This window comes from uncultured Mailhella sp., from assembly GCF_963931295.1.
Classification (GTDB): Bacteria; Desulfobacterota; Desulfovibrionia; order Desulfovibrionales; family Desulfovibrionaceae; genus Mailhella.
Genome location: NZ_OZ007001.1, coordinates 2,269,224 through 2,296,002, shown reverse-complemented (window position 1 = coordinate 2,296,002; position 26,779 = coordinate 2,269,224). Strand labels below are relative to the sequence as shown.

Annotated in this window: 24 protein-coding genes, 1 tRNA gene and 1 pseudogene; 4 read left to right on the top strand and 22 right to left on the bottom strand. The window is 60.9% G+C overall.

Features of this window, described 5'->3' with window-relative positions; all coding sequences use genetic code 11:
- Positions 1 to 77 precede the first annotated feature (77 nt).
- Entirely contained in the window at positions 78 to 938 is an 861-nt protein-coding gene (locus ABGT79_RS09585) for a YitT family protein (RefSeq protein WP_346665983.1), read from the top strand.
- A 210-nt stretch (positions 939 to 1,148) separates the two neighbouring features.
- Here ABGT79_RS09585 and ABGT79_RS09580 read toward each other — a convergent pair whose 3' ends face one another.
- The gene (locus tag ABGT79_RS09580) at positions 1,149 to 1,751 is read right to left on the bottom strand and encodes a GNAT family N-acetyltransferase (protein WP_346665982.1); all 603 of its coding nucleotides are present in this window, start codon (positions 1,749 to 1,751) and stop codon (positions 1,149 to 1,151) included.
- Positions 1,752 to 2,307: 556 nt separating this feature from the next.
- Here ABGT79_RS09580 and ABGT79_RS09575 point away from each other — a divergent pair.
- Positions 2,308 to 2,847, top strand: coding sequence for an HPP family protein (locus ABGT79_RS09575; RefSeq protein WP_346665981.1), 540 nt, complete (start codon positions 2,308 to 2,310; stop codon positions 2,845 to 2,847).
- A gap of 142 nt (positions 2,848 to 2,989) precedes the next feature.
- Here ABGT79_RS09575 and ABGT79_RS09570 read toward each other — a convergent pair whose 3' ends face one another.
- A complete protein-coding gene (locus tag ABGT79_RS09570; protein ID WP_346665980.1) occupies positions 2,990 to 3,181 on the bottom strand; it encodes a hypothetical protein in 192 nt (63 codons plus the stop codon).
- On the opposite strand from ABGT79_RS09570, the gene ABGT79_RS09565 reads away from it, so the two are divergent.
- Positions 3,180 to 4,676 (top strand): amidase family protein, encoded by a 1,497-nt coding sequence (locus ABGT79_RS09565; protein WP_346665979.1) that lies wholly within the window; start codon positions 3,180 to 3,182, stop codon positions 4,674 to 4,676. The two genes, ABGT79_RS09570 and ABGT79_RS09565, sit on opposite strands and share 2 nt — an antisense overlap.
- 500 nt (positions 4,677 to 5,176) lie before the next feature.
- Here ABGT79_RS09565 and ABGT79_RS09560 read toward each other — a convergent pair whose 3' ends face one another.
- The 8 genes from ABGT79_RS09560 to ABGT79_RS09525 all read right to left on the bottom strand — a co-directional run bounded on the left by ABGT79_RS09560 (position 5,177) and on the right by ABGT79_RS09525 (position 14,126).
- Positions 5,177 to 5,890, bottom strand: a complete 714-nt coding sequence (locus tag ABGT79_RS09560) for an MIP/aquaporin family protein (protein WP_346665978.1) — start codon at positions 5,888 to 5,890, stop codon at positions 5,177 to 5,179.
- Between the two features lie 217 nt (positions 5,891 to 6,107).
- Positions 6,108 to 7,607, bottom strand: coding sequence for a glycerol kinase GlpK (gene glpK, locus ABGT79_RS09555; protein WP_294487806.1), 1,500 nt, complete (start codon positions 7,605 to 7,607; stop codon positions 6,108 to 6,110).
- A 393-nt stretch (positions 7,608 to 8,000) separates the two neighbouring features.
- Positions 8,001 to 8,750, bottom strand: a complete 750-nt coding sequence (locus ABGT79_RS09550) for an amino acid ABC transporter ATP-binding protein (protein WP_346665977.1) — start codon at positions 8,748 to 8,750, stop codon at positions 8,001 to 8,003.
- Positions 8,734 to 9,522, bottom strand: coding sequence for an amino acid ABC transporter permease (locus tag ABGT79_RS09545; protein WP_346666663.1), 789 nt, complete (start codon positions 9,520 to 9,522; stop codon positions 8,734 to 8,736). The genes ABGT79_RS09550 and ABGT79_RS09545 overlap by 17 nt, the downstream gene beginning before the upstream one ends.
- Before the next feature lie 83 nt (positions 9,523 to 9,605).
- Positions 9,606 to 10,343 carry a basic amino acid ABC transporter substrate-binding protein gene (locus ABGT79_RS09540; protein WP_346665976.1) on the bottom strand — a complete coding sequence of 246 codons (738 nt, stop codon included), beginning with the start codon at positions 10,341 to 10,343 and terminating at the stop codon, positions 9,606 to 9,608.
- 544 nt (positions 10,344 to 10,887) lie between these two features.
- Positions 10,888 to 12,282, bottom strand: coding sequence for an NADPH-dependent glutamate synthase (gene gltA, locus ABGT79_RS09535; protein WP_346665975.1), 1,395 nt, complete (start codon positions 12,280 to 12,282; stop codon positions 10,888 to 10,890).
- A gap of 2 nt (positions 12,283 to 12,284) precedes the next feature.
- Positions 12,285 to 13,148 (bottom strand): sulfide/dihydroorotate dehydrogenase-like FAD/NAD-binding protein, encoded by an 864-nt coding sequence (locus tag ABGT79_RS09530; protein WP_346665974.1) that lies wholly within the window; start codon positions 13,146 to 13,148, stop codon positions 12,285 to 12,287.
- Positions 13,149 to 13,409: 261 nt separating this feature from the next.
- Positions 13,410 to 14,126 (bottom strand): carbonic anhydrase, encoded by a 717-nt coding sequence (locus ABGT79_RS09525; RefSeq protein ID WP_346665973.1) that lies wholly within the window; start codon positions 14,124 to 14,126, stop codon positions 13,410 to 13,412.
- A gap of 296 nt (positions 14,127 to 14,422) precedes the next feature.
- On the opposite strand from ABGT79_RS09525, the gene ABGT79_RS09520 reads away from it, so the two are divergent.
- On the top strand, positions 14,423 to 15,439 hold the full coding sequence (locus tag ABGT79_RS09520; RefSeq protein WP_294487825.1) for a TerC family protein: 1,017 nt from the start codon (positions 14,423 to 14,425) through the stop codon (positions 15,437 to 15,439).
- A 1,363-nt stretch (positions 15,440 to 16,802) separates the two neighbouring features.
- Here ABGT79_RS09520 and ABGT79_RS09515 read toward each other — a convergent pair.
- The 12 genes and pseudogenes from ABGT79_RS09515 to ABGT79_RS09460 all read right to left on the bottom strand — a co-directional run bounded on the left by ABGT79_RS09515 (position 16,803) and on the right by ABGT79_RS09460 (position 26,708).
- Positions 16,803 to 17,219 carry a hypothetical protein gene (locus ABGT79_RS09515; protein ID WP_294487828.1) on the bottom strand — a complete coding sequence of 139 codons (417 nt, stop codon included), beginning with the start codon at positions 17,217 to 17,219 and terminating at the stop codon, positions 16,803 to 16,805.
- 67 nt (positions 17,220 to 17,286) lie between these two features.
- Positions 17,287 to 18,291 (bottom strand): OmpA family protein, encoded by a 1,005-nt coding sequence (locus ABGT79_RS09510; protein WP_294487830.1) that lies wholly within the window; start codon positions 18,289 to 18,291, stop codon positions 17,287 to 17,289.
- Between the two features lie 155 nt (positions 18,292 to 18,446).
- Positions 18,447 to 18,764, bottom strand: coding sequence for a TusE/DsrC/DsvC family sulfur relay protein (locus tag ABGT79_RS09505; protein ID WP_294446216.1), 318 nt, complete (start codon positions 18,762 to 18,764; stop codon positions 18,447 to 18,449).
- A gap of 296 nt (positions 18,765 to 19,060) precedes the next feature.
- A complete protein-coding gene (locus tag ABGT79_RS09500; RefSeq protein ID WP_346665972.1) occupies positions 19,061 to 19,552 on the bottom strand; it encodes a YchJ family protein in 492 nt (163 codons plus the stop codon).
- Positions 19,553 to 20,151: 599 nt separating this feature from the next.
- On the bottom strand, positions 20,152 to 20,667 hold the full coding sequence (gene ruvC, locus ABGT79_RS09495; protein WP_346665971.1) for a crossover junction endodeoxyribonuclease RuvC: 516 nt from the start codon (positions 20,665 to 20,667) through the stop codon (positions 20,152 to 20,154).
- A gap of 71 nt (positions 20,668 to 20,738) precedes the next feature.
- Positions 20,739 to 21,332, bottom strand: a complete 594-nt coding sequence (locus ABGT79_RS09490; protein ID WP_294487839.1) for a 50S ribosomal protein L25/general stress protein Ctc — start codon at positions 21,330 to 21,332, stop codon at positions 20,739 to 20,741.
- A gap of 71 nt (positions 21,333 to 21,403) precedes the next feature.
- Positions 21,404 to 22,339, bottom strand: coding sequence for a ribose-phosphate pyrophosphokinase (locus tag ABGT79_RS09485; protein WP_294487842.1), 936 nt, complete (start codon positions 22,337 to 22,339; stop codon positions 21,404 to 21,406).
- Between the two features lie 82 nt (positions 22,340 to 22,421).
- A tRNA-Gln gene (locus ABGT79_RS09480) sits at positions 22,422 to 22,496 on the bottom strand.
- Between the two features lie 24 nt (positions 22,497 to 22,520).
- On the bottom strand, positions 22,521 to 23,420 hold the full coding sequence (gene ispE / locus ABGT79_RS09475; RefSeq protein WP_346665970.1) for a 4-(cytidine 5'-diphospho)-2-C-methyl-D-erythritol kinase: 900 nt from the start codon (positions 23,418 to 23,420) through the stop codon (positions 22,521 to 22,523).
- 388 nt (positions 23,421 to 23,808) lie between these two features.
- Positions 23,809 to 24,465, bottom strand: a pseudogene (gene cmk, locus ABGT79_RS09470) ((d)CMP kinase); the annotation flags it as partial.
- 1 nt (position 24,466) lies between these two features.
- Positions 24,467 to 25,585 (bottom strand): histidinol-phosphate transaminase, encoded by a 1,119-nt coding sequence (gene hisC, locus ABGT79_RS09465; RefSeq protein WP_346665969.1) that lies wholly within the window; start codon positions 25,583 to 25,585, stop codon positions 24,467 to 24,469.
- A 649-nt stretch (positions 25,586 to 26,234) separates the two neighbouring features.
- Positions 26,235 to 26,708 carry a universal stress protein gene (locus ABGT79_RS09460; RefSeq protein WP_294487853.1) on the bottom strand — a complete coding sequence of 158 codons (474 nt, stop codon included), beginning with the start codon at positions 26,706 to 26,708 and terminating at the stop codon, positions 26,235 to 26,237.
- Positions 26,709 to 26,779 lie beyond the last annotated feature (71 nt).

The following is a 26,779-nucleotide window of genomic DNA, read 5'->3' as shown; positions in this document are numbered from 1 at the left end:
CCCGCCCTGGCCTCTTGCTATTTTTTCAGGAACCCGTAAAGAAAGGATATATCCATCACCTTTTTTCAGAGGTTCCCATGCTCTTCAGCTGGAAAGACGACTCCAAGACCATTCTCGTCGTGTGCCTGGCCTCGCTGCTCATGGCGCTCAACATCAACACCTTCGTGCAGACAGGCGGACTCTATCCCGGCGGCGCGACAGGTCTCACCATTCTCATTCAGCGGCTTTCGGAACGTTTTCTGAACATCTCCCTGTCCTTTGCCGTGGTCAACTTTCTGCTGAACATGATACCCATCTATATCGGGTTCCGCTACATCGGCAAAAAGTTCACCCTCTATTCCTGCCTGATGATCGTGCTCACCGGTCTGCTGACCGATCTTCTTCCTTCCTACATCATCACCTACGACACGCTGCTCATCAGCATTTTCGGCGGCATCATCAACGGCTTTTCCATCAGCCTCTGCCTGCGCATGGACACCACGAGCGGCGGCACGGACTTCATCGCCATCTATCTTTCCCAGCGCAAGGGCATAGACGCCTGGAACGTCGTGCTCTACTTCAACGTTGTTCTTCTCGTCGTGGCCGGCTTCGTCTTCGGCTGGGACAAGGCCCTCTATTCCATCATCTTCCAGTACACCACCACGCAGGTCGTCCACACGCTCTACAAGCGCTATCAGAAAAAAACGCTCTTCATCGTCACGGACAATCCGCAGGAAGTGTGCGAAGTCATCTATGCCACCTCCCGCCACGGCGCGACCATCCTCAGAGGCGAAGGTTCCTTCCACCTCAAGGAACGCAGCCTCGTCTATTCCGTGGTGTCCAGCGACGAAAGCAAGAAGGTCGTGCACGCCGTCCGGAAGGTCGATCCCCATTCCTTCATCAACACCATAAAAACCCAGGACCTCGCCGGGCTCTTCTATCAGCGTCCCACCCTGTAAAAGCCGGAAACGTGCGGCATCGCCTCGCCTGCGCCGCTCATCCCTTCCAGGCTCCTTGCCCCGACTCGCCGTGCTCTGCTCAGGGCCTCCGGGCTCTTGCGCCGCGCCTTTCCCGCACCGAGCGGACAGGCCCGGAGCGGTGCTCTCCTCTCGCATGCTCAACGAGCCCTCCGCGCCCCGGAAACGACGTCAACGCCTCCGCAGGCCGCATCAGCTTGCCGGACAACCTTCGGCGGACTCTGCTCCGGGCGTCGAATCCGACGCCTCCACGCCGCCCATGATTTTCCGAAAGCGGAAATACTCGTCCATGCCCGGTAGAGGCAGACCGTCCGGGCACAGCGGCGCAGCCAGGGCGGGATCCCGATGATGCGCATTGAAAAATTCCACAATGTGAAATCCGCACCTGTTCACGTAAAAATGAATGTTGCGCTTTTCAAAGTACGGCGTCACGGTTTCCCAAACCTTGGTCTGCGGATACATGGCTTCCATGGCCCGCCAGGCGGCAAGCCCCAGCCCCATGCCGTGAAAGGCCGGAGAAATGAAGAAAAGCTCCAGAGCGTTGCATCCGCTTTTCTCATGAATCCTGACCACCGCTCCGCCGACGCGCTCCTCGTTCCGAACGATATGGTACACCTGCGCTCCGGGCGCGCGGAACGACGCCCACACGTCCTCATCCGGAGGTATGGGGCCATAATCCCTCGGCCCGAATGCTTCGCGCACGGCAGGCGCAAAGGCTTCCTGCAACGCCCTCATCAAGTCGCGCAGCTCTTCCGAAGCAGCCCTGACCAGACGCACGTTTCCGTTCTCCGACATGCTCGCTTCCTCCTTGAAAAAACAGACGCTGCATGAAGCCGGAGCGAAAGTCAAACCGACCGGGAAGCCTGCCCGCCGCTCCTTTCCTCTGCCGACCGGACGGCCCGGAGCGGTCGCTCCTGGCGCATGTCCAGCGCCGGCAACGCCCCGTCAGCAGCACGACGAAGTCTTCGCTGCGTTCGCAGCGCCGAAGACAAACTTCCGGGCGGCTTCCGCTCCGCTCGCCGAATTCCTGCCGAGCCCTGCCGGACGATGCGCGCGTTTTGCAGGCTCCAAAGCGCAAGACGCCTGCCCCTTTTCCACGCAACAGCGTGCGCAGCCTTTTTCTCGCCTCCGCCGCTCCCCGGTTCTCCGCGCGCCGCTCATCAGCGCAGACCGAGCGCCCCCAGTCTGTCGCGCCGCCTTTTCCGCCTCTCCGATGCAACGCCCCCGGACTTCCAGGGCGTAGGCGACGACGCGCATGTTTTCGGATAAAGTGTGCCTGAGGACACAGCCGTTGCTTCCGTTTTTTCCTACGGTTCTTCCGCTGCCGGACAACGCTCCGGATGGAGGAATCATGACCAGCGTACTGAAAAAAATGCGCGGAGGCGGAGAAACGCCGCCCCGCGTCTGCGGAAAGGAAATTCTGCTCTCCTGGTTCGGAAGCTGCCTTTCCATCGCCCTTATCGCCCTTCTGGAGCGCTACGTGACCAGAAGCACGGGGTTTCCCCTGCTCATCGGCTCGTTCGGAGCTTCGGCTGTGCTCGCCTTCGGCGCCATCCAGAGCCCCCTGGCACAGCCCCGCAATCTGGTGGGCGGTCACTTCGTTTCCGCGCTCACCGGCGTCACCGTGGGCCTGCTCTTTCCCGACACCGTCTGGCTTGCAGCCTGCCTTGCCGTGTCCACGGCCATCGCCGTCATGCTCATGACCGGCACTCTCCATCCGCCCGGAGGCGCCACGGCCCTCATCGCCGTGACCGGCGGCGAAGGCATCCGTCAGCTCGGCTACTGGTACGCGCTGGTTCCCTGCCTTGCCGGAGCCTGCATCATGCTGTTCATCGCCCTCATCGCGAACAACATTCCCCATTCGCGCCGCTATCCCCTCTACTGGTGGTGACGCCCCCCTCTTTCCGACAAACCACGTGGCGGACGTTATGATAATGGTATAACGCCCCGACTGCGGATACAAAATTGTTTCCTCTTCGCCAACCCCTGCGACAGACGCCTCTGCGGCCATATTCGTCCGCAGAGGCGTCTTTTTATTGGCATACATCCGTACCGCGCATTTCAATCATAATATAGAAATCTTTTCTTTCAAGCATGTTACGCATATCGGCACGACTTTTGCATAAAAAAGACGTCCTTGCACCCTCAACAGGAAAGAGGATTTCCATGATCAAAAGTTTACTGTATGCTTCCTGCATGACATTGTTACTCTCTTCATCCGCCATGGCTGCTTCCAATATTTTTGAAAAGAGCATTCCCGAGCTTGAAGCGCAAATGCGCAACGGTTCCCTGACTTCCGAACAGCTCACCCGATACTATCTGCGCCGCATCCAGGTGTACGACGGCTGCCTCAACTCCATGATCACCATCAACCCCGCCGCCCTTGAGGTCGCCAGACAGAAGGACGCCGAAAGAGCATCAGGCAAGGCCGTCGGTCCGCTGCACGGCATTCCCATCGTGCTCAAGGACAACTACGACACCATCGACATGAAGACCACCAGCGGCGCGCTGGCCTTCAAGGATCTGCAACCGAACCGCGACGCCTTCACCGTTCAGAAGCTCCGCGAGGCCGGAGCCGTCATCATAGGCAAGGCCAACCTCACGGAACTGGCCAACCACGGCATGACCGTCAGTTCCATGGGCGGTCAGACCCTCAACCCCTACGATCTCACGCGCACGCCCGGCGGCTCCTCCGGCGGCACCGGAGCAGCTGTGGCCGCCAACTTCGCCGCGGCCGGAACCGGTTCCGACACGGTGAACTCCATCCGTTCGCCATCCAGCGCCAACAGCCTGGTAGGCATACGTCCCACTCGCGGACTCGTCAGCCGCACGGGCATTTCTCCCTGCTCGGAATTTCAGGATCAGGGCGGCCCCATCGCCCGCTGCGTGACCGACGCCGCCATTCTGCTCGGCGTCATGGCCGGCTATGATCCCGCCGACGCCTCCACCGCCGTCATGAAGGACAAAAAGATTCCCGACTATACCCGCGCCCTCAGCGGCAACGCCGTCAAGGGCAGAAAAATCGCCCTTCTCGCCACCAATCTCGGCCACGATCCCGACGTGCGCCGCGTCATGGAAACCGCCGTACGCGACTTCAAGGCTCTCGGCGCCGACGTAGTGACCGTGGACATTCCCGAACTTCGGGTTTCCGATCTCATCAAGAACAACGACGTGCAGCGCTGGGAACAGAGTATTTCTCTCGACAACTATCTGAAGGAACTCGGCAAGGCCGCTCCCGTCAAGAATACGAGGGAATACGTGGCCACGGGCCTGATCACGCCCTCCGTGGCCGGGGACATGGCCGCCAAGGCCGCCGAAGTCAATCCGGCCGACAACCCGGAATACAAGGCCCGTCTTGCCCAAAACGCCCGTCTGCATGACTTTGTCGTGAAGTACATGGCCGATCACGACATCGACGCCTTCCTGTATCCGCTGCAGTCCATCCTCGTGGTGCAGACCAACGACAAGCGCGGTCAGGCCGAACGCAACGGTCTCATGGCTTCCGTCACCGGACTTCCGGCCATCACGCTGCCCGGCGGATTCTCCTCCGTCACGCCCACCGCTCCCCAGGGCGTGCCCGTCGGCGTGGAGCTCATGGGCGCTCCCTTCAGCGAAGAACTTCTCATAGGCATGGGCCATGCCTACGAACAGGCCACCAGACACCGCAAAGCGCCGGTTGCCTTCCCGGATCTGGACTTCTCCTCCGTATCCGTGGACTAGCGCCGCGGCGACACGACGCCTGCCCTCAGGGCAGAGAAAAAGAGCCGGCCCGCAAGGGTCGGCTCTTTTTCATACACGGCAATCCGCGATACACGGCAATCCGCGATACACGGCAATCCGCGATACACGGCAATCCGCGATACACGGCAATCCGCGATACACGGCAATCCGCGATACACGGCAATCCGCGATACACGGCAATCCGCGATACACGGCAATCCGCGATACACGGCAATCCGCGATACACGGCAATCCGCGATACACGGCAATCCGCGATACACGGCAATCCGCGATACACGGCAATCCGCGATACACGGCAATCCGCGATACACGGCAATCCGCGATACACGGCAATCCGCGATACACGGCAATCCGCGATACACGGCAATCCGCGATACACGGCAATCCGCGATACACGGCAATCCGCGATACACGGCAATCCGCGATACACGGCAATCCGCGATACACGGCAATCCGCGATACACGGCAATCCGCGGCGGCTACTTCATCCAGGGCAGCAGGTTGTACAGGCACACGGCGATGAGACCGCCGATCATGGGGCCGATAAGCGGCACCACGGCGTAATCCCAGTGCGAGCTTCCCTTGCCGCGTATGGGCAGCACGGTGTGCGCAAGGCGCGGCCCGAGGTCGCGGGCGGGATTGATGGCGTAGCCGGTGAGCCCGCCGAGGCTCATGCCGATGGACACGATGATGCCGAACACCAGAATGTAGTTCACGCCGCCGGGCATGTTGGGCACCTGATTGAGGCCCAGGATGGCAAAGACCAGCACGAATGTTCCGATGATTTCACTGAGCATGTTGCGGAAACGGTTGGGAACCGCAGGCGAGGTGCAGAACACGCCGCGCTTGATGCTGGGATCGTCGGTGGCGTCGAACTGATCCTTGAACAGCGCATATACGAGGCACGCGCCGACAAAGGCTCCGGCCATCTGCGCGATGCAGTAGCCGGGCACCATGCTCCAGCTGAAATAGCCGCCCGCAGCGAGCGCCACGGTGAGCGCGGGATTGAAGTGCGCGCCGGACGCCGCGCCGAAGGTGAACGCCGGAAGCATGACCGCCAGGCCCCAGGCAAAGGTTATCTGCACGGCTCCGGCTCCCTTCATGCCGGATCTGTTCAGATTGACGTTGGCCACAACGCCGTCACCGAGAAGAATCAGAATCATCGTTCCAAAAAATTCAGCAAGATACGGCATAAGAAGCTCACAAACAGGGTTTCAGGATGAATGAAAGGGAGGGGTTCTTTCTCTTCCTGACAAGGGGAAAGAACGCCCCCGCGCCATGAACAGAGGACAACAAGGGAGACCCGGGTCGTTTTTTGCTTTCGGCCGGGAGGGGCAGGCCTGCGGCCTGCCCTCTCGACCAGAGACGCCCGTTCAGCATCCGTGTCGTTTCAGAATGGGAAAGGAGAGACTAGTCCTCGTCGCGGGCCCAGTCGTAGGCGCACCTGACGGCCTTCTTCCAGCCGCGCACCTTCTTGTCGCGCTCCACGCGGGTGATCTTGGGGCCGAACACCTTGTCGCTGGCCCAGTTGCGGATGACGTCTTCCTTGTTCTTCCAGTATCCCACGGCCAGACCGGCCAGATACGCCGCGCCCATGGCCGTGGTTTCCACGCACACGGGGCGGTTGACGGGAGCCTGGTTGATGTCGGCCTGCATCTGCATGAGCAGATCGTTGGCAGAAGCGCCGCCGTCCACCTTGAGGGAGGTCATCTTGATGCCGGAATCGGCTTCCATGGCTCCCAGCACCTCGTAGGTCTGATAGGCCAGGGATTCCAGCGTGGCGCGGATGATGTGATAGCGGTTCACGCCGCGGGTCAGGCCCACGATGGCTCCGCGGGCGTAGGGATCCCAGTGCGGAGCGCCGAGTCCGGTGAAGGCCGGCACCACATAGCAGCCGTTGGTGTCGCTCACCTTGCTGGCAAAGTATTCGGAATCGGAAGCCGCATCCAGGACGCGCAGCTGATCGCGCAGCCACTGAATGGCCGAACCCGCCACGAAAATGGAGCCTTCCAGCGCGTAGTTGACCTTGCCGTCCAGACCCCAGGCGATGGTGGTGACCAGTCCGTTCTTGGAGAAGATGGGCTTCTCGCCGGTGTTCATGAGCATGAAGCAGCCCGTGCCGTAGGTGTTCTTGGCCTCGCCGGGCTCAAAGCAGGTCTGACCGAAGAGCGCGGCCTGCTGATCGCCCGCCGCGCCGGCAATGGGAATCACCCCGCCGAAGAGTTCCTGCACGGTTTCGCCGTACACGCAGCTCGACGGACGCGCCTCGGGCAGCATGCACGCAGGAATGCCCATCTCGGCCATGATTTCCTCGTCCCACTTCAGATCGACGATGTTGAAAAGCATGGTGCGCGCGGCGTTGGAGTAGTCGGTAATATGCACCTTGCCGCCGGTGAGCTTCCAGATGAGCCAGGTTTCCACGGTGCCGAAGAGCAGCTGTCCGGCTTCGGCCTTCTCGCGGGCGCCGGGCACGTTTTCCAGAATCCAGCGGATCTTCGTGCCGGAAAAATACGGATCAATGACAAGGCCCGTCTTGGCGCGGAAGGACTCGGTGAGTCCCTTGGCGCGCAGGCTGTCGCAATATTCGGCGGTGCGGCGGTCCTGCCACACGATGGCGTGATTGATGGGCTCTCCCGTTTCCTTGTCCCACACTATGGTGGTCTCGCGCTGGTTGGTGATGCCGATGGCGGCAATATCCTCGGCGGTGGCATCTATTTTCGCCAGGGCTTCGGCCGCCACGGCATACTGGGTGAGCCATATTTCCATGGCGTCGTGCTCAACCCAGCCCGGATGCGGAAAATACTGGGTGAACTCCTTCTGCGCGACGCTGCAGGTCTCCCCTTTTTCGTTGAACAGGATGCAGCGGTTCGACGTGGTACCCGCATCCAGCGCCATGATATACTTGGCCATGACCAAATTCCTCCTTTCCGATACTGTGCGGTCGAAGTGCGGACCTTCTATTCATGATAAAGGCCAAAACGCCAATAATACATGAAAAATACTGCCGTTTCTCTGAAAAATCACGAATGCCAAAAACTTGTTTCTACAGACAAATCAGGCTCCGTATTCCCCGTCCTTCAACTGTTAGTGTTATCTCTATAATACAAATATTTCATGAAAATGGCAATCAATTAACAATTATGACAAGACTTACTTCATGAGGATACGTTCCATTGCCGCGTCATTAAAGAGTGAAAAACAAAATATTTCGGCAGATAAATAAAAATTTCCGTCAATGCACAAAAAAAGGGCCCCTTCCCGAAGGAAGAGGCTCGAGTTATTTTCTCTGCAGAGCGCCTGCTCTCAGAGCACCTGATTCAAAAACTGCTGAAGGCGCGGATGCTGCGGACGTTCAAAGATGTCTTCCGGCGAACCCACTTCAAGAATCTGCCCCTTGTCCATGAACACCACCACGTCGGCCACGGTGCGGGCAAAGCCCATTTCGTGGGTGACGCATATCATGGTCATGCCGTCGCGGGCGAGGTTCACCATGACGTCCAGCACTTCGCCCACCATTTCGGGATCAAGCGCCGAGGTAGGTTCGTCGAAGAGCATGAGTTCCGGCTGCATGGCGAGCGCGCGGGCTATGGCCACGCGCTGCTGCTGGCCGCCCGAGAGCATGGCGGGATACACGTTCGCCTTGTCGCTGATGCCCACCTTGTTGAGCAGCGAGAGCGCAAGTTCCTCGGCGTCCTTTCTGGGCATGCCGCGCAGCTTGCACGGAGCCATGGTGAGGTTCTGCAGCACGGTCTTGTGCGGGAACAGATTGAACTGCTGGAACACCATGCCCAGATTCTGCCGTATCTTGTTGATGTCGTTGTTCGGATCGTTGACGTCGATGCCGTCCACGGCGATGAGTCCGCTGTTTATCTCCTCAAGCCTGTTGATGGAGCGCAGCAGGGTGGACTTGCCGGAACCGGACGGGCCGATGATGACCACGCGCTGGCCCTGCCACACGTGCAGGGAGACGTCCTGGAGCGCGGGCAGTTCGCCAAAGAACTTCCACACGTGTTCGATGCGGATGATGGGCTCCGCATTATTTGCGTTTGTCATAGTAGTTCAGCCTGGATTCCAGAATGCTGACCGCCTTGGAAAGCAGCAGCGTGATGATGAGATAAATCAGCGCGATGACGGTGTAGGTCTCAAAGTACAGATAGCTTTTGGCGGCAAAGCTGCGGCCGAACTGCATGAGGTCGGGCATGGCCATGACGGAAACCAGCGAGGTATCCTTGAGCATGGCTATGCATTCGTTGCCCACGGGCGGCACGATGGTGCGCAGCGCCTGCGGCAGCACCACGAACATCATGGTCTGCACCTTGTTGAAGCCCAGCGAACGCGAAGCCTCGGTCTGCCCCTTGGGCACGGCCATGATGCCGGCCCTGAACACTTCGCCCATGTACGCGCCGTAGCAGAAGCTGATGGCGATGACGGCGGAGGTGAGTCCGCTCACCTGCAAAAACTTTGCGAGCGCATAGTAGATGTAGAAAATCTGCACGAGCAGCGGAATGCCGCGAATGATTTCCACATACGTGGACGCGATCAGGTTGATGACGCGATTGTGCGAAAGCCTGCCGAGGCCGGTGAGGAGTCCGAGAGGAATAGCGCAGACGATGGAAAGAATGGTCACCTCAAAAGTGACGACCAGTCCGCCCGGCAGGAAACGCAGGATTTCCAGATACGGATCGGGCCAGAGCGTACACAGCACGGTCAGCACGGCCACCGCGCCCACCAGAGACAGGGACCATGCGTTGATGATCCCCCCCTTCTCGGAATCGGGCAGCACGAGGCCGCCCGCCGGAACTTCTATCTTTCCCTCCGGGGCCATGCCCGCCGGAAGACCGTTTTCTTCATTCTCACGCATGATTCACAATATCCCGAACTGAAAGTGAACGTCTCCTGCGAGACGACCTATTCGCCCATCCACTTGCGGATGATCTCGGCTTCAATGCCCTTGGCGCGCACGGCTTCAATGCCCTTGTTCAGGCGCTCCACCAGATCCTGACGCTTCTTGCTCACCACGAAGCCGAAGGATTCCGTGGCTTCGGTTCGGAAGGCCACGGTCAGCTGATCGGAAAAGCCTTCCTTCTGGTTGGCGTAGTACAGCGCCACGGGAGAGTCGCAGACCACGGCGTCGATGCGGGAGTTGATGAGATCCTGCATGGCAAGACCCACGTTGTCGTATTCGCGGATGGTCATCTTCACGCCGCTCTTCTGCGCCACGAAAATGCCGGTGGTGCCTATCTGGCCGCCGATCACCTTGCCCGCGAGGTCGGCAAAGCCCGACGCGGAGTCGCCCTTGCGCAGCACGACGATCTGCCGCACGTCGTAGTAGGGCACGGTAAAGGCAAAGGCACGCTGGCGTTCCGGCGTGATGGTCACGGCGGAGGCGATGACGTCGTAGTTGCCCGCGGCGATGCCGGCGAAAATGCCGTCCCAGGCGGTCATTTTGAATTCGGCTTCCATGCCGACCTCGGCGGCTACGGCCTTGAACATGTCCACGTCATAGCCGATGATGTTCTTGTTGTCGTCAAGAAATTCCATGGGGGGCCACTCGGGATTGGTGGCGACGACGAGCTTTTCCGCGGCCATGGCGGAAGAGCACAGCAGGGCGGGCAGCAGAAGAGCGCACAGAAGACGACGAAGCATGGCGACTCCTTTCGGGCAAAAGGTACAGAAAAAAGGCTGAATGCTCAGCCTGCCTCATGTTCCTGCCGGTCGCGCTTAAAAAGACGCCTGCCGCCGGCACGGGAATCAAACATATAATCCTTGTCACTATGAAGGATAGGGGGGCGACATGTCAAGAAAGCTTCGTTGTCCGCCAAGGCTTCCGCGCCCCCGTCCGCCCCGGAAGGAAGCGCCGCAGCTCAGGCAGACTTCGCCCTGCCCCTCTCCGTCTCGGTACGGCGAACCATCCGGATTAATATTCTTTTTTTCGACCCGCGCGTAAAATGCAAAACGGCATCCGGCCGCGGCGCGCCGTTTTGCGCCCTGCCTGGGAAGCGGAAAAACAATACAAAAAAGTTTTGCGCCCCGCCTTTCCCGGAACGCCGGCCGAAAGCGTCGGGCTCTCCGCAAAACGGACGCCGGTTCGTTTCCCCTCTTCCGCCCCCGGAGCTGCGACGCTCCAACGCGCCGGGGCCGCCCTGCCCTGCGGCAAAGCGGCCCCGGATCATCATGTTGTGGTCGAAGTCTATTCCAGACCCATCTTGCGGGCAATGCTCTGGGCTGCGCGACGGCCCGCGCCCATGGCCAGAATGACGGTGGCCGCGCCGGTCACGATGTCGCCGCCGGCGTACACGTTGGGAATGGAGGTTTCGCCGTTCTCATCCACGGCGATGTAGCCGCGGTCCGTGAGCTTGAGGCCGGGCGTGCAGTCCAGCATGAGCGGATTGGAGCGCGTGCCGAGCGCCACGATGGCGAGGTCGGTTTCCTGAATGAAGTTCTGTCCTTCCACGGGACGGGGACGGCGGCGGCCGGAAGCGTCGGGCTCGCCGAGTTCCATGCGCTGCAGTTCCACGCCGGTGAGGTGATTTTCCTCGTCGGTGATGAAGCGCACGGGCGCGGCCAGTTCCAGCAGCTTCACGCCCTCTTCGAGCGCGTGTTCGATTTCCTCGCCGCGGGCGGGCATTTCCGCGCGGGTGCGGCGGTACACGATGTGAACGCTTTCCGCGCCGAGACGCAGCGCGGTGCGGGCGGCGTCCATGGCCACGTTGCCCGCGCCGAACACGGTGACGTGCTTGCCGGGAGCCACGGGCGTGTCATAGGCCGGGAAGGAATGCGCGCGGCCCAGGTTCACGCGGGTGAGGTATTCGTTGGCCGAGAACACGCCGATGCAGTTTTCGCCGGGAACGCCCAGAAAATGCGGCAGACCCGCGCCCACGCCGATGAACACGGCGTCGTAGCCCTGCTTGAGCAGACCGTCCACGGTGACGGTGCGGCCGCCCACGTAGTTCAGGCGGATGTCCACGTTCATGGCGCGCAGGGCGTCGAGTTCGTGAGCCACCACGTCCTTGGGCAGACGGAAGGCCGGAATGCCGTAAATGAGCACGCCGCCGGCCTCGTGCAGACCTTCAAACATGGTGACGTCCACGCCGAGACGGGCCAGATAGCCCGCGCAGGTGACGGACGAGGGGCCGGAACCGATGCACGCCACGCGGCGACCGACCTTTTTGATTTCGGGAGCCTTTTCGGCGGAGGCGTGGTCGGCCACGAAGCGTTCCAGACGGCCGATGGCCACGGGCTGCCCCTTCTTGCCGAGAATGCACTTGCCTTCGCACTGCTTTTCCTGGGGGCACACGCGGCCGCACACGGCGGGCAGGCTGCTGGACTTGTGAATGATGCGGCTCGCTTCGTCGATGTCGCCCTTCACCACTTCGGCGATGAAGTCGGGAATGGCGATGTCCACGGGGCAGCCGGTGCGGCACATGGGCTTCTTGCACTGCAGGCAGCGGGTGGCTTCTTCATGGGCCATCTCGGCGGTGTAGCCGAGGGCCACTTCATTGAAATTTCTGATGCGTTCCTCGGGAGCCTGGCAGGGCATATCATGACGGGGAATCTTCGCCCCGCGGGTGACTTCCTGACTCATGACTAGGCCTCCTTCTTTTCAAAACAGTTGCAGCGATGATGCTCGCGGGCCACGGCTTCCTGAGAACGGAACGAACCGAGACGGCTGCGCAGTTCCGCAAAATCCACCTTGTGACCGTCGAATTCGGGACCGTCCACGCAGGTGAACTTCATTTCGCCGCCCACGGTCACGCGGCAGGCGCCGCACATGCCGAGTCCGTCCACCATGAGGGAGTTGAGACTCACGGTGGTGGGCACGTTGTAGCCACGGGTCAGTTCAGCCACGGCCTGCATCATGGGCACCGGGCCCACGGCCACCACTTCGGCGATGTTGCCGCCCTCGCTGTCAAGGCGGTTGCGGACAAGATCGGTCACGATGCCCTTCTGGCCTTCGGAACCGTCGTCCGTGGAAACAAGCACTTCGTCGCAGAACAGGGAGAGTTCCTTTTCAAAGAGCAAAAGATCCTTGTTGCGCGCGCCGATGCAGGCAATGACGTAGTTGCCGGCCTCGTGATGGCCCTTGGCAATGTGATGCATGGCGGCCACGCCCGTGCCGCCGCCCACGCAGATGACCTTCTTCGGCGCTTCAAAACGCTGAATGTTGGTCGCGCGGCCGAGTGGTCCGCAAACGTCGTGGATGTACTGCCCTTCTTCGAGTTCCTCAAGCATCTGGGTGGAGCGGCCGAGCACCAGATACACGATGGTGATGGTGCCGTGTTCCTTGTCGGTGTCGGCAATGGTCAGCGGGAAACGCTCGCCCTTCTCATCCACGCGGAGAATGACGAAATGACCCGGACGGGCCGTGGCGGCGATCTGCGGAGCGTCCAGCACGAGCTTGCTGGTGCGCCCGGGAATCAGCTTTTCCTTATGCAGAATTTTCGTGGGCATAAAACCTCCATGCCTCCTTGTGCTTGTAGAGAAACAGCTTCAGCGCCGAAGCGACAGGCGCAGCCGTCGTATCCGGGCGGATGCGGCGGGCATTGACGTCCGGATGCGCAGAAGAATGCTGATGTCGTGAAACGTTCTAAAGCCTTTCCCACTATCCTTAGAAGCAAATCGACATCGCGTCAATGCCCAAAGCGCGTCACAAGAGAAAGAAAGACTGCAATTTCGCTTGTGAAAACAATCCATTGCCAATGATGTTCCTGTTCATCCGCGGGAAGATACAGGATTTCTCCCCACGTGGGGATGCCCTACCAGCGGACGGAAGGCCTGACGTTCCGCGTCGTATTCCAGAAGCTCGCCGCTCTGCAGATCGAAATACCAGCCGTGCAGGGAAAGGCGGCCTTCCTCCACCGCGCTTTTCACCCACGGAAAGGTCATCAGGTTGTCCAGAGAAAGGCGCACGTTCCACAGTTCGCAGGCGCGGGCCCTGTCGGCGTCGCACGCGCCGGGCATGGCTTCGTCCACCTTTTCCAGGGCGTGACGCGCCACGTCCACCCACGGGCCTATGAATTCGTCGCGATTTTCATCGCCGCCGCCCGACACCAGCGCGTGAATGCCGCCGCAGCAGGCGTGCCCCATGATGATGACGTCCTGCACCCTGAGGTGCTTGACCGCGTATTCGAGCGCGGCGGAAACGCCGTGCCTTCCGCCGTCCGGGGCATAGGGCGGCACCAGATTGGCCACGTTGCGCACCACGAAGAGATCGCCCGGACGACAGTCGGTGAGCAGCACGGGGTCGACCCGGGAATCGCAGCAGGCGATGACGAGCGCAAGCGGATTCTGCCCCTCGCGCAGGGACTCGAACAAGGGTTCGTCGGGGTGATACCAGCGATATTGAAAACGACGGAAACCGGAAGTAAGCCGGAGAAGCACAGGATGCTGCGGATGCGCGCGCCGCGCGCGGATGATGTGAAACGACATGAATCCCTCGAAATAAGCATGAAATGTGATGCGGAGTGTAGCCGCAGCGGGCCTGTCAGACAAGAGCCTGAGTCCGCCTCTTGACAGCGCGTGAAAGATTTCGTAAGGAGAAGGGGACGCAAAGGGGAGTAACTGGGATCGTGAGTCCCGGGCAATGTCAACAGCATGGAGCGAGAGCTTCTGGCATTGCCGTCAGCCCGTACGAGTCTGATAAGTGAGACCTTGCGGCAATAGTGATATTGCCGGAAGGTCTTTTTTGTATCTTCCGGCAGAAAGAAAACTCTGGAGGATACAACATGTTCGGACACTCTCTCGTAGAGGTGGGCGTCTTCTCCCTGGTGATCATCGCGTGCATGTGGCTCGATCTTCGCTCCCACAACGACGACAAGCCCGTCACCGCGCGCAATGCGGCCATCTGGTCCGCGATATGGATTTCCCTCGCCTTCGCCTTTGCCGGCTACATCGGCTGGAACGAAGGCGCTTCGCAGATGCAGCTGTTCATCGCCGGCTATCTGCTGGAAGAATCCCTTTCCGTGGACAACCTCTTCGTGATGATGGCCATCTTCACGTCCTTCGGCATCAAGGACGCCTATCAGCACCGCGTGCTGTTCTACGGCATTCTGGGCGCGGTGGTCATGCGCCTGCTCTTCGTGGCCGCGGGCAGCTCCCTCATCAAGATGTTCGGCCCCTACGCTCTGGCGGGCTTCGGCGTGTTCGTGCTCTGGACGGCCTGGAAGATGTTCCAGTCCCTCGGCAAGGAGCACGACGAAGACATCGACTATTCCCAGCACTGGGCCGTGCGCTGGACGCAGAAGTTCATTCCCGTCTATACGCACCTGCACGGTCACGACTTCTTCGTGCGCACCGATGAAAACGGCCACGCCGTGGAAGCTCCCAAGAAGCACGTGGAAGGCAGCACCGTCAAGCTGGCGGAAAAGCCTGTGGGCAAGATCATCTGGAGAGCCACGCCGCTGTTCCTGTGCCTGGTGGTCATCGAAATTTCCGACATCATGTTCGCCTTCGACTCCGTGCCCGCGGTGCTCGCCATCACGCCCGATCCCTTCATCGTGTACACCAGCAACATCTTCGCCATTCTCGGCCTGCGGTCCATGTTCTTCCTGCTGGCCGCCGCCAAGCGCTACCTGCGCCATCTGGAAAAGTCCGTCATCGCCATTCTGGCCTTCATCGGCGCCAAGATGCTGCTCGACGTGGCCGGCGTGATTCATCTGCCCGCCATGATTTCGCTGAGCGTGGTGGTCGGCTTCCTGGCTCTGGGCATTCTGGCCTCCTTCCTGCCCGAAAAGAAAGCCTGATCCTTTCCTTCCGGAACGCCGCCTTCTCTCTCCCCGGACATCCGGCTGCGCGGCGTTCCGGGTCGGGTCGACTCCGGGCCCGACATGGCGGCGCATCATGCGCCGCCTTTTTTTGCGCCCGGCGCACGGCGCGCGCCCCGGTTCCGGAAGGCGCGCCTTCCGCGCCGCCGCGCCCGAAGGCCTTCCCGTTTCCGAAAATCATTTGACCGAAGCGGCCCCGCCCGGCACAGCCGAGCGCCCGCAACGGCCCTCGCTCCCCATCGTCCATCCAGGGAGCGCCGCAGGCTCAGGACGGCCTCTCGCGGACAAGCCCGCGGCGCGTCGGAGTGTTTGCCGCAGGCGCGAGCCGTCTCCTCCGCTTCACCCAAAGCGCGGCCCTGCCTCGACGGATGCGTCACTGGAGGAAGTGGCCCCGCTCCCCTCTCTGCACTCACATGCTCAGAGAGGCCGTACCCGTTCCGGCCTCCGCACGCCGTTCCGCGAAAAGGCAGCGCTCCGCTGTCCGAAAGATGAGGTACGAAAACATAGGGCATCGTTGCCCCTCTCCCCTGCCGTCCGAGAAAACGGCACGCTCTGCCCCACGCCTTTGCCTTCTGCCCTCGCGAACGGCTCCGCCCTCCGACCGCCCCGCGTCTCCTGCCCGCCGCTTTTTGCAAAAGGCGACGCCCGCCTGCCAAATCTCAGCTTTCAGCGCTGAACAAGCGACGGCTGAACAAACGCCGAGCGCCCCAACTCCCCGCCTGAGCCGAGCGCAAAAAACGCCTTGCTGCTTCCTTCGGCGGTTTCTCTTCGCAAAGCGGAGCCCTCTCCCGGAGCCAGTCTCCCGAAAGGACGACGCCCTTCGTGCTTACTCTGCCTGAAAAACGCCTGAACGCGGATGCAGAGGCCGTTTTTGCGACGGATCGCCTTCCCGTCCAAATTCCGGCAAAAAGCCCCGCACAGCGCCGGGAAACGCGCTTTCCGGCCCGTCTGTTCCCGAATCCTCCCCGCAGCTCCGCCCCGTCTTCGCGCACGCTCCGGATTCCGCGTTCCCCGCGCAGATTCCGCGCCTGCACAGCGTCCGCATGCCTGCCCGGCTTCTGCGCGCCGACTCGGCTTTCGTATCCCGGCCCAGGTTCCGCGTTCCGGTGCAGGTTCCGCATCCCGACTCGGCTCCTGCATCCCGGCGCACCTTCTCTCTTCCGGCGCAGGGGCCACATTCCGCAACATCGTTCAAGCGCCGCCCTTCAGAAAGCATCCCCCACTCCGACGCCCTGCCCGGCGCGACTGCGCCTTTTCCCTGGCTCCCGTCTCATCGCCCCTTTCGTCCGTTTTTTAAAAAGAAAAAGCCCCCTCGAAAGGGGGCCCTTTTCCTGAACGAGAATCAGTTTTCCCACTTGCCCTTCACGTAGCGGGGCAGTTCGGTAAGCTTGCGCACCTTCACGCAGCGGAACTGACCGCTGGTGGCTTCCTTGCGGGTCTTGCCCGCGCTTTCAAAGGTGAGCTCGTTGTAGGAAAGCGTGGCAACATAGTCAAAATGCTTGCTGTTGCTCTTGCGCATCTGCGTCGTAATCGTCTGCAGATCAATTTCCGTAAACGTGGCCACGTACATGGCGCCGCGCTTGATGATCTGAGGACGCGCGCGATTGACCGACATGCGCTTGTTGGCGCTGCTGACGTACTGACGGGCAAACGTGTTCAGATCGGCCTGAATCTTGGATTCGTTGACGGCAAAGGAACTGCACGGCGAAGCAAGAAGAAGGCCGCAGACCAGCACACCCATCCAACACTTACGAAACATCAATGAAACTCCGCTATTGAGAGAGGCCCGGCAGATGCCGGGCCTCTTCGTCATGTTGATTCAGCGATTAGTTGAAGAGAATTTCCACGCGACGGTTCAGGTAACGGCCTTCTTCGGTGGAGTTGTCGTACTTGAAGGACTTGCCCATGCCGATGGCGGTGAGCTTGGAAGCGGGCACGCCCTGTTCCACAAGGTACGCCTTAACCGCGTTGGCGCGATTCTGAGACAGCTTCTTGTTGTAGGCGTCGGTGCCGATGGAGTCGGTCCAGCCTTCGAGGGTCACGCGAACGTTCTTTTCCTTGAGCACGACGGCGGCTTCGTCGAGGATGCCCTGAGCCTTGGCGTCAAGAGCGTAGGAGTCGAAGGCGAAGTTCACGCCGTGGAGCACGAGGGCTTCTTCCACGGGAGCTGAGCCGGTGGTGTAGAACACGTCGGCCACGAACTGGTTCACGGCGTTCTGATCGGCCAGCAGGTCGGAGCCCTTCACGGACACGGAGCAGGAGTTCAGAGCGGCGATCTTATCGAGCACGGCCTGACCTTCGGGAGTGTCGGCGAAGGAAATGACATGAAAGCAGATGCCGGGCTGAGCCTGATAGATGGCGGCCGCTTCGGCAACGGGATCAATGCCGGTGTTGTTGGCGCCGTCGGAAGCGAGCACGATGGCGGTAGGACGAGCCATGGTGGCATAGTCGCCGGAGTTGGCGGCGAAGCCGTCGCCCATGGGGGTCATACGGCCGAAGATGACGCCTTCGGTCTTGAGGGAATCAATGCCGGCGCCCATGGCGGAACGATCCCAGTCGCCGTAGGAAACAACCTTGCCGGCGGGAGCGAGAGTGTGCATGGAAGCCTTGTATCCGAGGTTCGGAATGGCTTCGTTCACAGCAGAGAGCACCTGCTGGGCGGCAGCGGCCTTGGTCATCTTGAGGTCGGGAGCCTGCATCATCATGGAGCCGGACTGGTCGGCGAGCAGATCGAAGCTGTCCACCTTGCGGACCATATCAGCGGCCTGGGCAGCAGAGGCAATCCCCATCACCAGAGCCGCAGCAACCAGCGCATTACGAAACACTTTCATGGAATCCTCCATTACTTAAAAATGTTATGGCAAACTCGGATGTCCTATCTCTATCAGAGGGCTTTACCACAGGCAAGTAGAAAAAAGGCGAAAGAGTTAAACTCTCTCGCCTTTTCAAGCAATCGTCTAAGCGACTAAAGCGTGAAGCGTACGGCTTACACGCAGCCGGTGGGCTTGGGCAGACCGGCCATCTTGCAGGCGCCCTTGCCGGGGCCGGAGGGGAACAGTTCGTAGATTTCCTTCAGCTTGTAGCCGGTGTTCTTGGACATGATACGCACCATGGGGGCGATACCATTCTTCTTGTAGTAGTCCTGCAGGAAATCGATAACCTTATGATGATCGGCGGTGAGTTCCGGAATACCTTCGGATTCCTTCACGTATTCCAGCCATTCAGGGCACCAGTCTTCGAAGCGAAGCAGGAAACCGTCTTCGTCGACTTCAAAGGTCTTTCCCTGGAAAGAAACTTCAGCCATGCGCGTCCTCCTTGGACATGTTGGGACTGTGGGGAAATTGCCTGCGTAAGGCGCAGACTCACATACATACAAAAAAGGAAAAAAGACGTTCCTTCTGTTCAGGGAGCCTGCCACAAATATGGGGAAATGACAAGCCCTGCCGGCTATTCTTTTTGCCTGATGGGCAAAACCTCTCCGATCTTTCATCCCTTGCGCCGGAACAGAAGAACCGTTGGAAAAGCCTTGTACAGGGTTTTGCGCCGGGACGCAAGTCCTTTCTCCGACGAACGGAGCAAATCAGGGCTTTCCGCTCTCCCCTAGCGGGGCATGCAGCACTTCTTGTACTTCTTGCCGCTGCCGCAGGGGCAGGGATCGTTGCGGCCGATCTTGGGGGTCTCGCGGCGCACGGGCTGCTTGGCGTACACGTTGCCTTCCACGTAGAACCATTCGTCGCCTTCCTTGCGGAAGAAGGCGTCTTCGCGCAGTTCCTGAGGCACGTTCTGCACGCTGTAGTGGGCGCTGAACTTCACTTCGCCCGTGGAATCGTTTTCTCCGCCTTCCACGGTTTCAATGATGTCGAGACCTTCCCAGGTCATCATGGACGACCATTCCTTGATTTCGTCGGCAGAGGCGTCTTCGCGGAACTCGGGATGCGTGGTGTCGGTAAGGAACTGATACTTGCCCAGGCAATGCGCCGTGTAGCGGGCGCGCATGAGGGCTTCGGCCGTGGGGGCCTTGGCCTTTCCGTCGATATACTGGCCGCAGCAGGCGTCCAGCTCAAGGCCGGAGCCACAGGGACAAAGACTCATAACTTATCCTCCAAAAGGGTTTGCGCGCAGTGTGCCCGCATTTTATGTCATTGACAAGCCCGCAGGGGCGAAAAAAAGCCCGCCGGAGAGGGAGGCCGACGGGCGAGTGGTGTTGATCGGTGTTTCAAAGGAATGATGTCTATCAACATGCAAATTCCATGCCAAATTGAAGATCATCTTCACTTATCAAATAAAATCAATATATTAAAATTTCATCGCCTTTGTTTTCCCTTCGGAAGGGGCGAAAATCCGTATTCTTTTTTGAACAGATCTTTTTCCCGAATGCCGCCGTGCGGCGGGCGAGCAAAAAAAATTTGAACATCACCGCCGAAAATCCCCTCCTCGCAGCTCAAAAAAACACGCGCACAGCGCGCTTTCCCGCCGAGGGCAGGGCCTCTGCGCCCCTTTTCCCTCAAAAAGAAGCCCGACCTTCGGGACTCAGGAGGGGGCGCCCGGCGCGACATCTTGAAAAAAGAGAGCTAACCTGCCGCCAGCAAAACATTTTTTGCGGCAGAAAAAATTTTTCCAATATTTTCTTTCGGCGGCACGGTTTCGCAGCGATGCGGGAGAGGCGCGTACAAAAAAACGGCACTTCCCGTTCATACCAGGCTTTCCAGCCTGCGGAAGCGGCGCAGCGTGAGATGACATACCGCAATGGCCAGGGCGTCGGTGGTGTCCAGAGGGCCCTCGATGTGCGTGCGGCCCAGCAGCCTGGCCACCATGAAGGCCACCTGTTCCTTTTCGGCGCGCCCCGTGCCCGCCAGCGTCTTTTTCACGAGCGTGGGCTCATAGTCCTGCACGGGAAGATGGAAGGACGCGCACGCCGCAACGGCGGCTCCGCGCGCCTGCGCCAGCTTGATGGCGGACATGATGTTCTTTGCGGTGAACACCTGTTCCACGCCCGCCTCCTGCGGCCGATATTCCTCAATGATGTCGTGCAGGCCGTGAAAAATGAAGGCCAGCCGCTCGGAAAAGGAACTGCCCTTCACGCGCAGAACGCCGTTGGCCACCAGTTCCAGCCTGCCGGAAGACTCGCGCACCACGCCCCAGCCCGTGATGTTGGAGCCGGGGTCGATGCCCAGCGCCGTGACGGATGAATCCGAAGAAGAAATCATGTCTCACCTGGATAAAAAAAGGCCGGGGCAGAAAACTGTCCCGGCCCGAATGCTCGGAATGCTCTTGCGCCTTATTCGGCGGCGGGAGCGTCGTCGGCGCCTTCCATGAAGACGGCGGCCATGGTGAAGTCGGACTTGTACACGGCCTTCACGCCTTCAGGCAGAGGCATGTTGGAAACGCGGATGCTCTGGTTGATTTCCAGACCGGAGACATCGAGATTGACCTTGCGGGGCATATCGGCGGGCTTGGCGGAAAGCACCACTTCGTCGCGGTAGGTTTCCAGGGTGCCGCCCATCTTCACGCCCTTGGGGGTGCCGACGTATTCGACCTGCACCTTGACCTTGATTTCCTTGTCGAGGTCCACGCCGAAGAAGTCGATGTGGGTGAAGGTGTTCTTCACAGGGGAGTACTGAGCGTCCCACACGAACACGGGATGCAGGGTCTTGGCACCGTTTTCGTCTTCGATTTCGAGCTGGAAGACGTTGGTGCGGCCGACCTGTTCGTAGATCTTGGTAAGGGGCAGTTCAGCCATCTGAACGGCGATATTCTGACCGTCGGCAGTGTAGTACACGCCGGGCACCAGATTTTCGGTACGCAGGCGGCGGTTGGCGCCTTTGCCGAAAGCGGTACGCTTCTTCACAGAAAGAGTTTTCAGTTCGGACATGATGCTTTCTCCTTATGGGCCGTCTCCCGTCGAACGGGGCGCGGCGCGATATATCGTCTTCAATACCCTGATCAGAACAGGGCGCTAACAGAAGAACCGTCGTGAATATTGCGGATACTCTTGGCCAGAACTCCGGCAACGGAAGCCACACGGAGCTTTTCGCACTGGGCGGCATGGTCGCCGAGCGGAATGGTGTCGGTCACGATGACTTCCTTGAAGGGGGAGTCATTGAGACGTTCGCAGGCGGGGCCGGAAAGCACGGCGTGCGTGGCACAGGCGTAAACTTCCTTGGCGCCGCCTTCCATGAGAATGTTGGCAGCCGTGCAGATGGTGCCCGCGGTGTCGATCATGTCGTCCACGAGCACGGCGGTCTTGCCGGCAACGTCGCCCACGATGTGCATTTCCGCCACCTGGTTGGGACGATCGCGGCGCTTGTCGATGACGGCCAGGCTGGCGTCCATCTTCTTGGCGAAGGAACGGGCGCGTTCCACGCCGCCGGCGTCGGGAGAAACCATGACGATGTCGCCGGAAAGCGCGCTGAGTTTTTTCAGCAGCACGGGGCGGGCGTACAGGTTGTCCACAGGGCAGTTGAAGAAGCCCTGGATCTGACCGGCGTGCAGATCGACCGTGACGATGCGCTGAGCGCCGGCCACGGTGAGAAAGTCGGAAACGAGCTTGGCGCTGATGGGCGCACGGGGGCTGACCTTGCGGTCCTGACGGGCATAGCCGAAATACGGAATGACGGCGGTGATGCGGCCGGCGCTGGCGCGCTTCAGAGCGTCGAGGATGAGGCACAGTTCCATAAGGGACTGGTTGGCCGGGGAGCAGGTGGACTGGATGACGAACACGTCGTGTCCGCGCACGCTGGCGCCGATTTCCACACGCAGCTCTCCGTCGCTGAACGTGGTGCAGAGCGCAGGCGTGAGGGAACAACCGAGGTGATCGCAGATATCCATGGCCAGCTGCGGATTGGCCGTACCCGTGAGAATTTTAAGGTCGCCGTACATAGGAACATGCCTTCCTGAGTAAAGTATCCCGAGATGCAGAGGCGGCGACGCCACCAGGCGAAGCCGGAACACAACGACAAAATGGCTGGGGCGGCAGGACTTGAACCTGCGAATAGCGGACCCAAAACCCGCTGCCTTACCGCTTGGCGACACCCCACCACAACCAGCCCGGCACGGCGACTCAAACAAGGAAAGGGCCGAACACTTCTGCGGACTCTTTCAGCTTCCGAAGCGCCGATGCGGCCTGCGCCGCGCGCCCGGAATCGCGAAAAAGCCCGAACAGTGCCGAACCGCTTCCGCTCATGCCCGCAATGTCCGCTCCGCCTTCCACAAGCTGCGCCTTCAGCGCCGCAAGGGAGGGATGAGCCGCGAATACTACGGGCTCAAAGTCGTTCATGCCATAGAATGACTGGCAACTTGAACGGTTATTTTTATCTGCCTTCGTTTTCTCTGTCAAGGAAAATGACGCTCTTTCTGCATCCCAGGCCGCATAGGCCCAGGCCGTGTTCACCCGAACCTGCGGGCAGACGAGCACGCAGCTCCATCCTTCCACGCCGCTTTCCGTTTCAGAAAGCCGCTCTCCTATGCCTTCGGCAAGGCAGGGGCGGTTCAGAAGAAAGAACGGCACGTCCGCGCCCACGCGGGCGGCCAGCGCGCAAAGCGTCTCCTCAGGCAGAGGCTTCGGGGCGCGGCGCTGGAGCCAGAGCAGCACCTGCGCGGCGTCGGAACTGCCGCCGCCGAGCCCCGCCCCGTGCGGAACGCCCTTGCGCAGTTCCACGTCCACGGCGGGCGCAAAGCCCGTGGCCTCGGCGTAGAGCTCATAGGCTCGCGTGAGCGTGTTGCGCTCCGGGGCGATGCCTTCCTTGTCGCATGTCACGCGGATGCCGCGCTCCCGCTGCGCCAAGGAGAAGGTCAGCTCGTCCCGCGGTTCAGACGCCGGAACAAACAGCGTGCGCAGTTCGTGATAGCCGTTCGGCAGTCTTCCCGTGATGAAAAGAAAAAGATTGATCTTGCAGCCGGCGTACACCGTTTCCGTCCGCCCGGACGGCAGCGGGGACGCCGAAACGCTTTTTTCGTTCATACGCGCTCCGAGTGGGATGCCGGAAAAGACATCAGCCGACGATTTCCGCCTGAATGGACGCCCTGCCGGGCAGCGCGTCGGCCATGGATGCCGCGGCGCACTGCGCGGCGGAAAGCGCCAGCACTCCGGCCGCGGGGCCGTCTTCCGCACTGGCTTCCGCCACGAGACGCCCTTCTTCCGCGCGGCAGGAAAGCGTGACCCGGCAGGAAAGCCTGCGCCCCGCCGCCAGGGCTTCGGCCGCGGCAAGGCCGTCTCTGCGGGCCTGCTCAAGCGCATTCTCACCCGCCGCACCGCGCAGGCTCTCCGGCAGAGGCCCGGCAAACGAGGCGAAGGCCCGCGCGCAGACCACGCGCGTTTTTTCTTCCACGCCTCCGGCCTCCACGGCGTTCAGAATCACGCGCAGCACGCCGTCGAGATCAAGATCGGAAGTATCGACGATGATTGCATCCTCGGCCGGACGCAGAGGATCCACAGCCCGGCCTCTGTCCTGGGCGTCGCGCTCCTCGATGCCGCGCTGAATTTCTTCCAGCGTGGCGCCGTTCAGCGCGCCGCGTGCCTCAAGCTCCAGGTAGCGGCGACGGGCCCGCACTTCGGGTCTGGCGTCCAGAAAAAACTTGTGTCTGGCTCCGGGAAACACGCGGGTTCCCATGTCGCGGCCTTCGGCCACCAGCGAACACCCTTCGCCGAGCGCGCGCTGCGCCCGCTGAAGCTCCTCGCGCAGCACGGGCAGACGCGCCACCAGCGAGGCCAGGCGTCCGGCCCGCTCCGTGCGTATCTCCTGCCCCACGGGCTCCCCGTTGCAGCAGAGCACCGGAGCGGAGTCGCCCCGCGCTTCCAGCGAAAAACGATACTCGCGGCATTTGGCGCGCAGGCGCTGCTCGTCCATGTCCGCGGCCGCCGCGCCGAGGCGCAGTCCCAGCGTGCGGTACATGGCTCCGGTGTCGAGATACGCTATGCCGAGCGTTGCCGCCAGCCTGCGGGCCAGCGTGCTCTTGCCCACCCCGGCGGGGCCGTCCATGGTGATGACGCCGAACGATACGGTCATCTCAGACCCCCAGAATGTCGTGCATGAGAGACAGGAACAGCTCGTTCTCCTCGTCGGTGCCCACGCTCACGCGCAGGCGGTCGGGCAGATGATAGCTGCCGAGCGCGCGGATGATGACGCCGCGCTTCAAAAGCTCGCCGTGCAGAGCCTTTGCGTCCATGGAGCCTTCCGGCAGACGGAACATGATGAAGTTCGACAGGCTCGGCGTCACGTCGCAGCCCATGGCGCGCAGCTCGCGGGTAAGGCGCGCGCGGCCGCGCTTCACGAGCTCTTCGGTGCGCTCGCGGAAGGATTCGTCGGCCAGGGCGGCCAGGGCGGCTTCTTCGGCCAGAATGTTCAGCGAGAACGGCAGACGCACGCGCCACATGTAGTCGGCAATGGCCGGGGGCAGAATGGCGTAGCCGATGCGCAGGCCGGCCAGACCGTACACCTTGGAGAAGGTGCGCATGACAGCCACGTTGGGCATGCGGTCGAGCCGCGACAGCACGGAATGCTCGGAACCGGCGAATTCGATGTAGGCTTCGTCCACCACGAGCAGGCAGGCCGGAGGCAGCGCGCGGGCCAGTGCTTCGAGATCGTCCGGCGAGGCGACGCGGCCGGAAGGATTGTCGGGCGACGTGATGATGACGAGCGTAGTGTTTTCATCCACCAGTTTGAGCAGACCGTCGAAATTGAAGGAGAAGTCGGGATTCAGCGGAGCCTGACGCAGCTCCACGCCGGCCATCTTCGCCTGTGTGGGATACAGGCCGAAGCAGGGACGGAAGGCCACGGCGTTGTGAACGCCGGGCACGGCGCGCACGCGGAACAAAAGGTCGATGACTTCGTCGGAGCCGTTGCCCACGAAGATGCGCTTCGAATACACGCCGTAGAAGGAAGCCAGCGCCTTCACCAGCCTCGGGTTGCCCGACTGCGGATAGCGGAAGGCCTCTCCGGCGCAATCTGCAATGACCTTGCGCACACGGGGCGACACGCCCAGCGGGTTTTCGTTGCTGGCCATTTTGACGACGCGGGAAAGCCCGTAGCGCTCGGCGATTTCCGCAATGCTGAGCCCGGGCTCGTAGGATTCAAACGTCGCCACTTCGGGGCGGACGTCGTTGAATGAGGTGAAGGGAAGTGTCATGGCGAATCCTCGGATCAAACAAGGTGCAGATGATGAAAAGGCGGACGCCGCCTCGTGCAGATGAAACAGCGTTTGCCTCGCGCCGGACGTCGGAGAAACTGCGGACTCCGACGCAAAAAACGCGCGGCCTCAACCAAAACGGCAGGCGGCCCGGCAGAGAGCGGCGCTTTACGCGAAACTCTCCGAACATCGGGGCAGATCGAGCGCCCGGGCAGACCGGGCGGCCGAAAAACTCCGGCAGGCAAAAGCGCAGCCGTTTTTCGCCGAAGCGAAGAGGCGCGGACAAGGCGTGCCGGAACGCCGTCCGAAGCCGGAGACCTGCGCCGTCCGAAAGACCGCGGCCTCCCGGCAAAAGCGCCTGCGCATCCTTTCTGCGGACATGCCGCCCGCGGCGGGCGTCAGGCCGGGTATCCGGCGGGTTCAGGCGTCCTGCGCCCTGCCCGCGGACTGCGCGCAAGCTTTGCTTCTTTCCGGCGAGCCGGAAAGGCAGACGAGGCGGCTTTGACGCCGTCGCTCAGCGTCCGCGCGGCCGGGAAGCGTTCCCGCAGGCCGAGCATGGCTCCAAAACAGGAAAAGAGCAACAAAAAGGGCTTCCCTCTCCCGGACAAAGCCGAAAAAGGAAAGCCCTGTTTATGTTCATGCGTAAGCGTTAATCCTTGTACATCGCGCCGCCGGTGTAGTTGTCGGAAGGACGAATGGTCAGAACCGGCACGTGGGAATTCTTCACGACGCGCTCGGCCACGGAGCCGAACAGGATACGGTCGATGCCCTTGCGTCCATGGGTGCCCATGACGATGAGGTCGGCGTCTTCCTTGGCCGCGATTTCAAGAATTTCTTCGGCAGCGTAGCCAACCACGACCTCGGCCTTGGTTTCCACGCCTTCAAAGTTTTCAGACACGAACTGCGTCATGGCCTTTTCCGCACCGGAAACGATCTCACCGACAAAGCTGTCGATGGTGTTCGGCGGAACATGGAAACCCGTGTACTGGGTCAGCGTAGGGGCCGCATACACTGCCACGATGCTGGCATGCATGGCCTTGGCCAGCATGCAGGCGTATTCTGCCACTGTCTTGCTGTGCTCGGAAAGGTCCAGCGCACATATGATCTTCTGCAGCTTTGGCATATTGCCTCCTGTGTTTCAGTGTCCGAGGCGGAATGCCGCCCAAACATGAATTTAACATAAGTGCTTTCTTT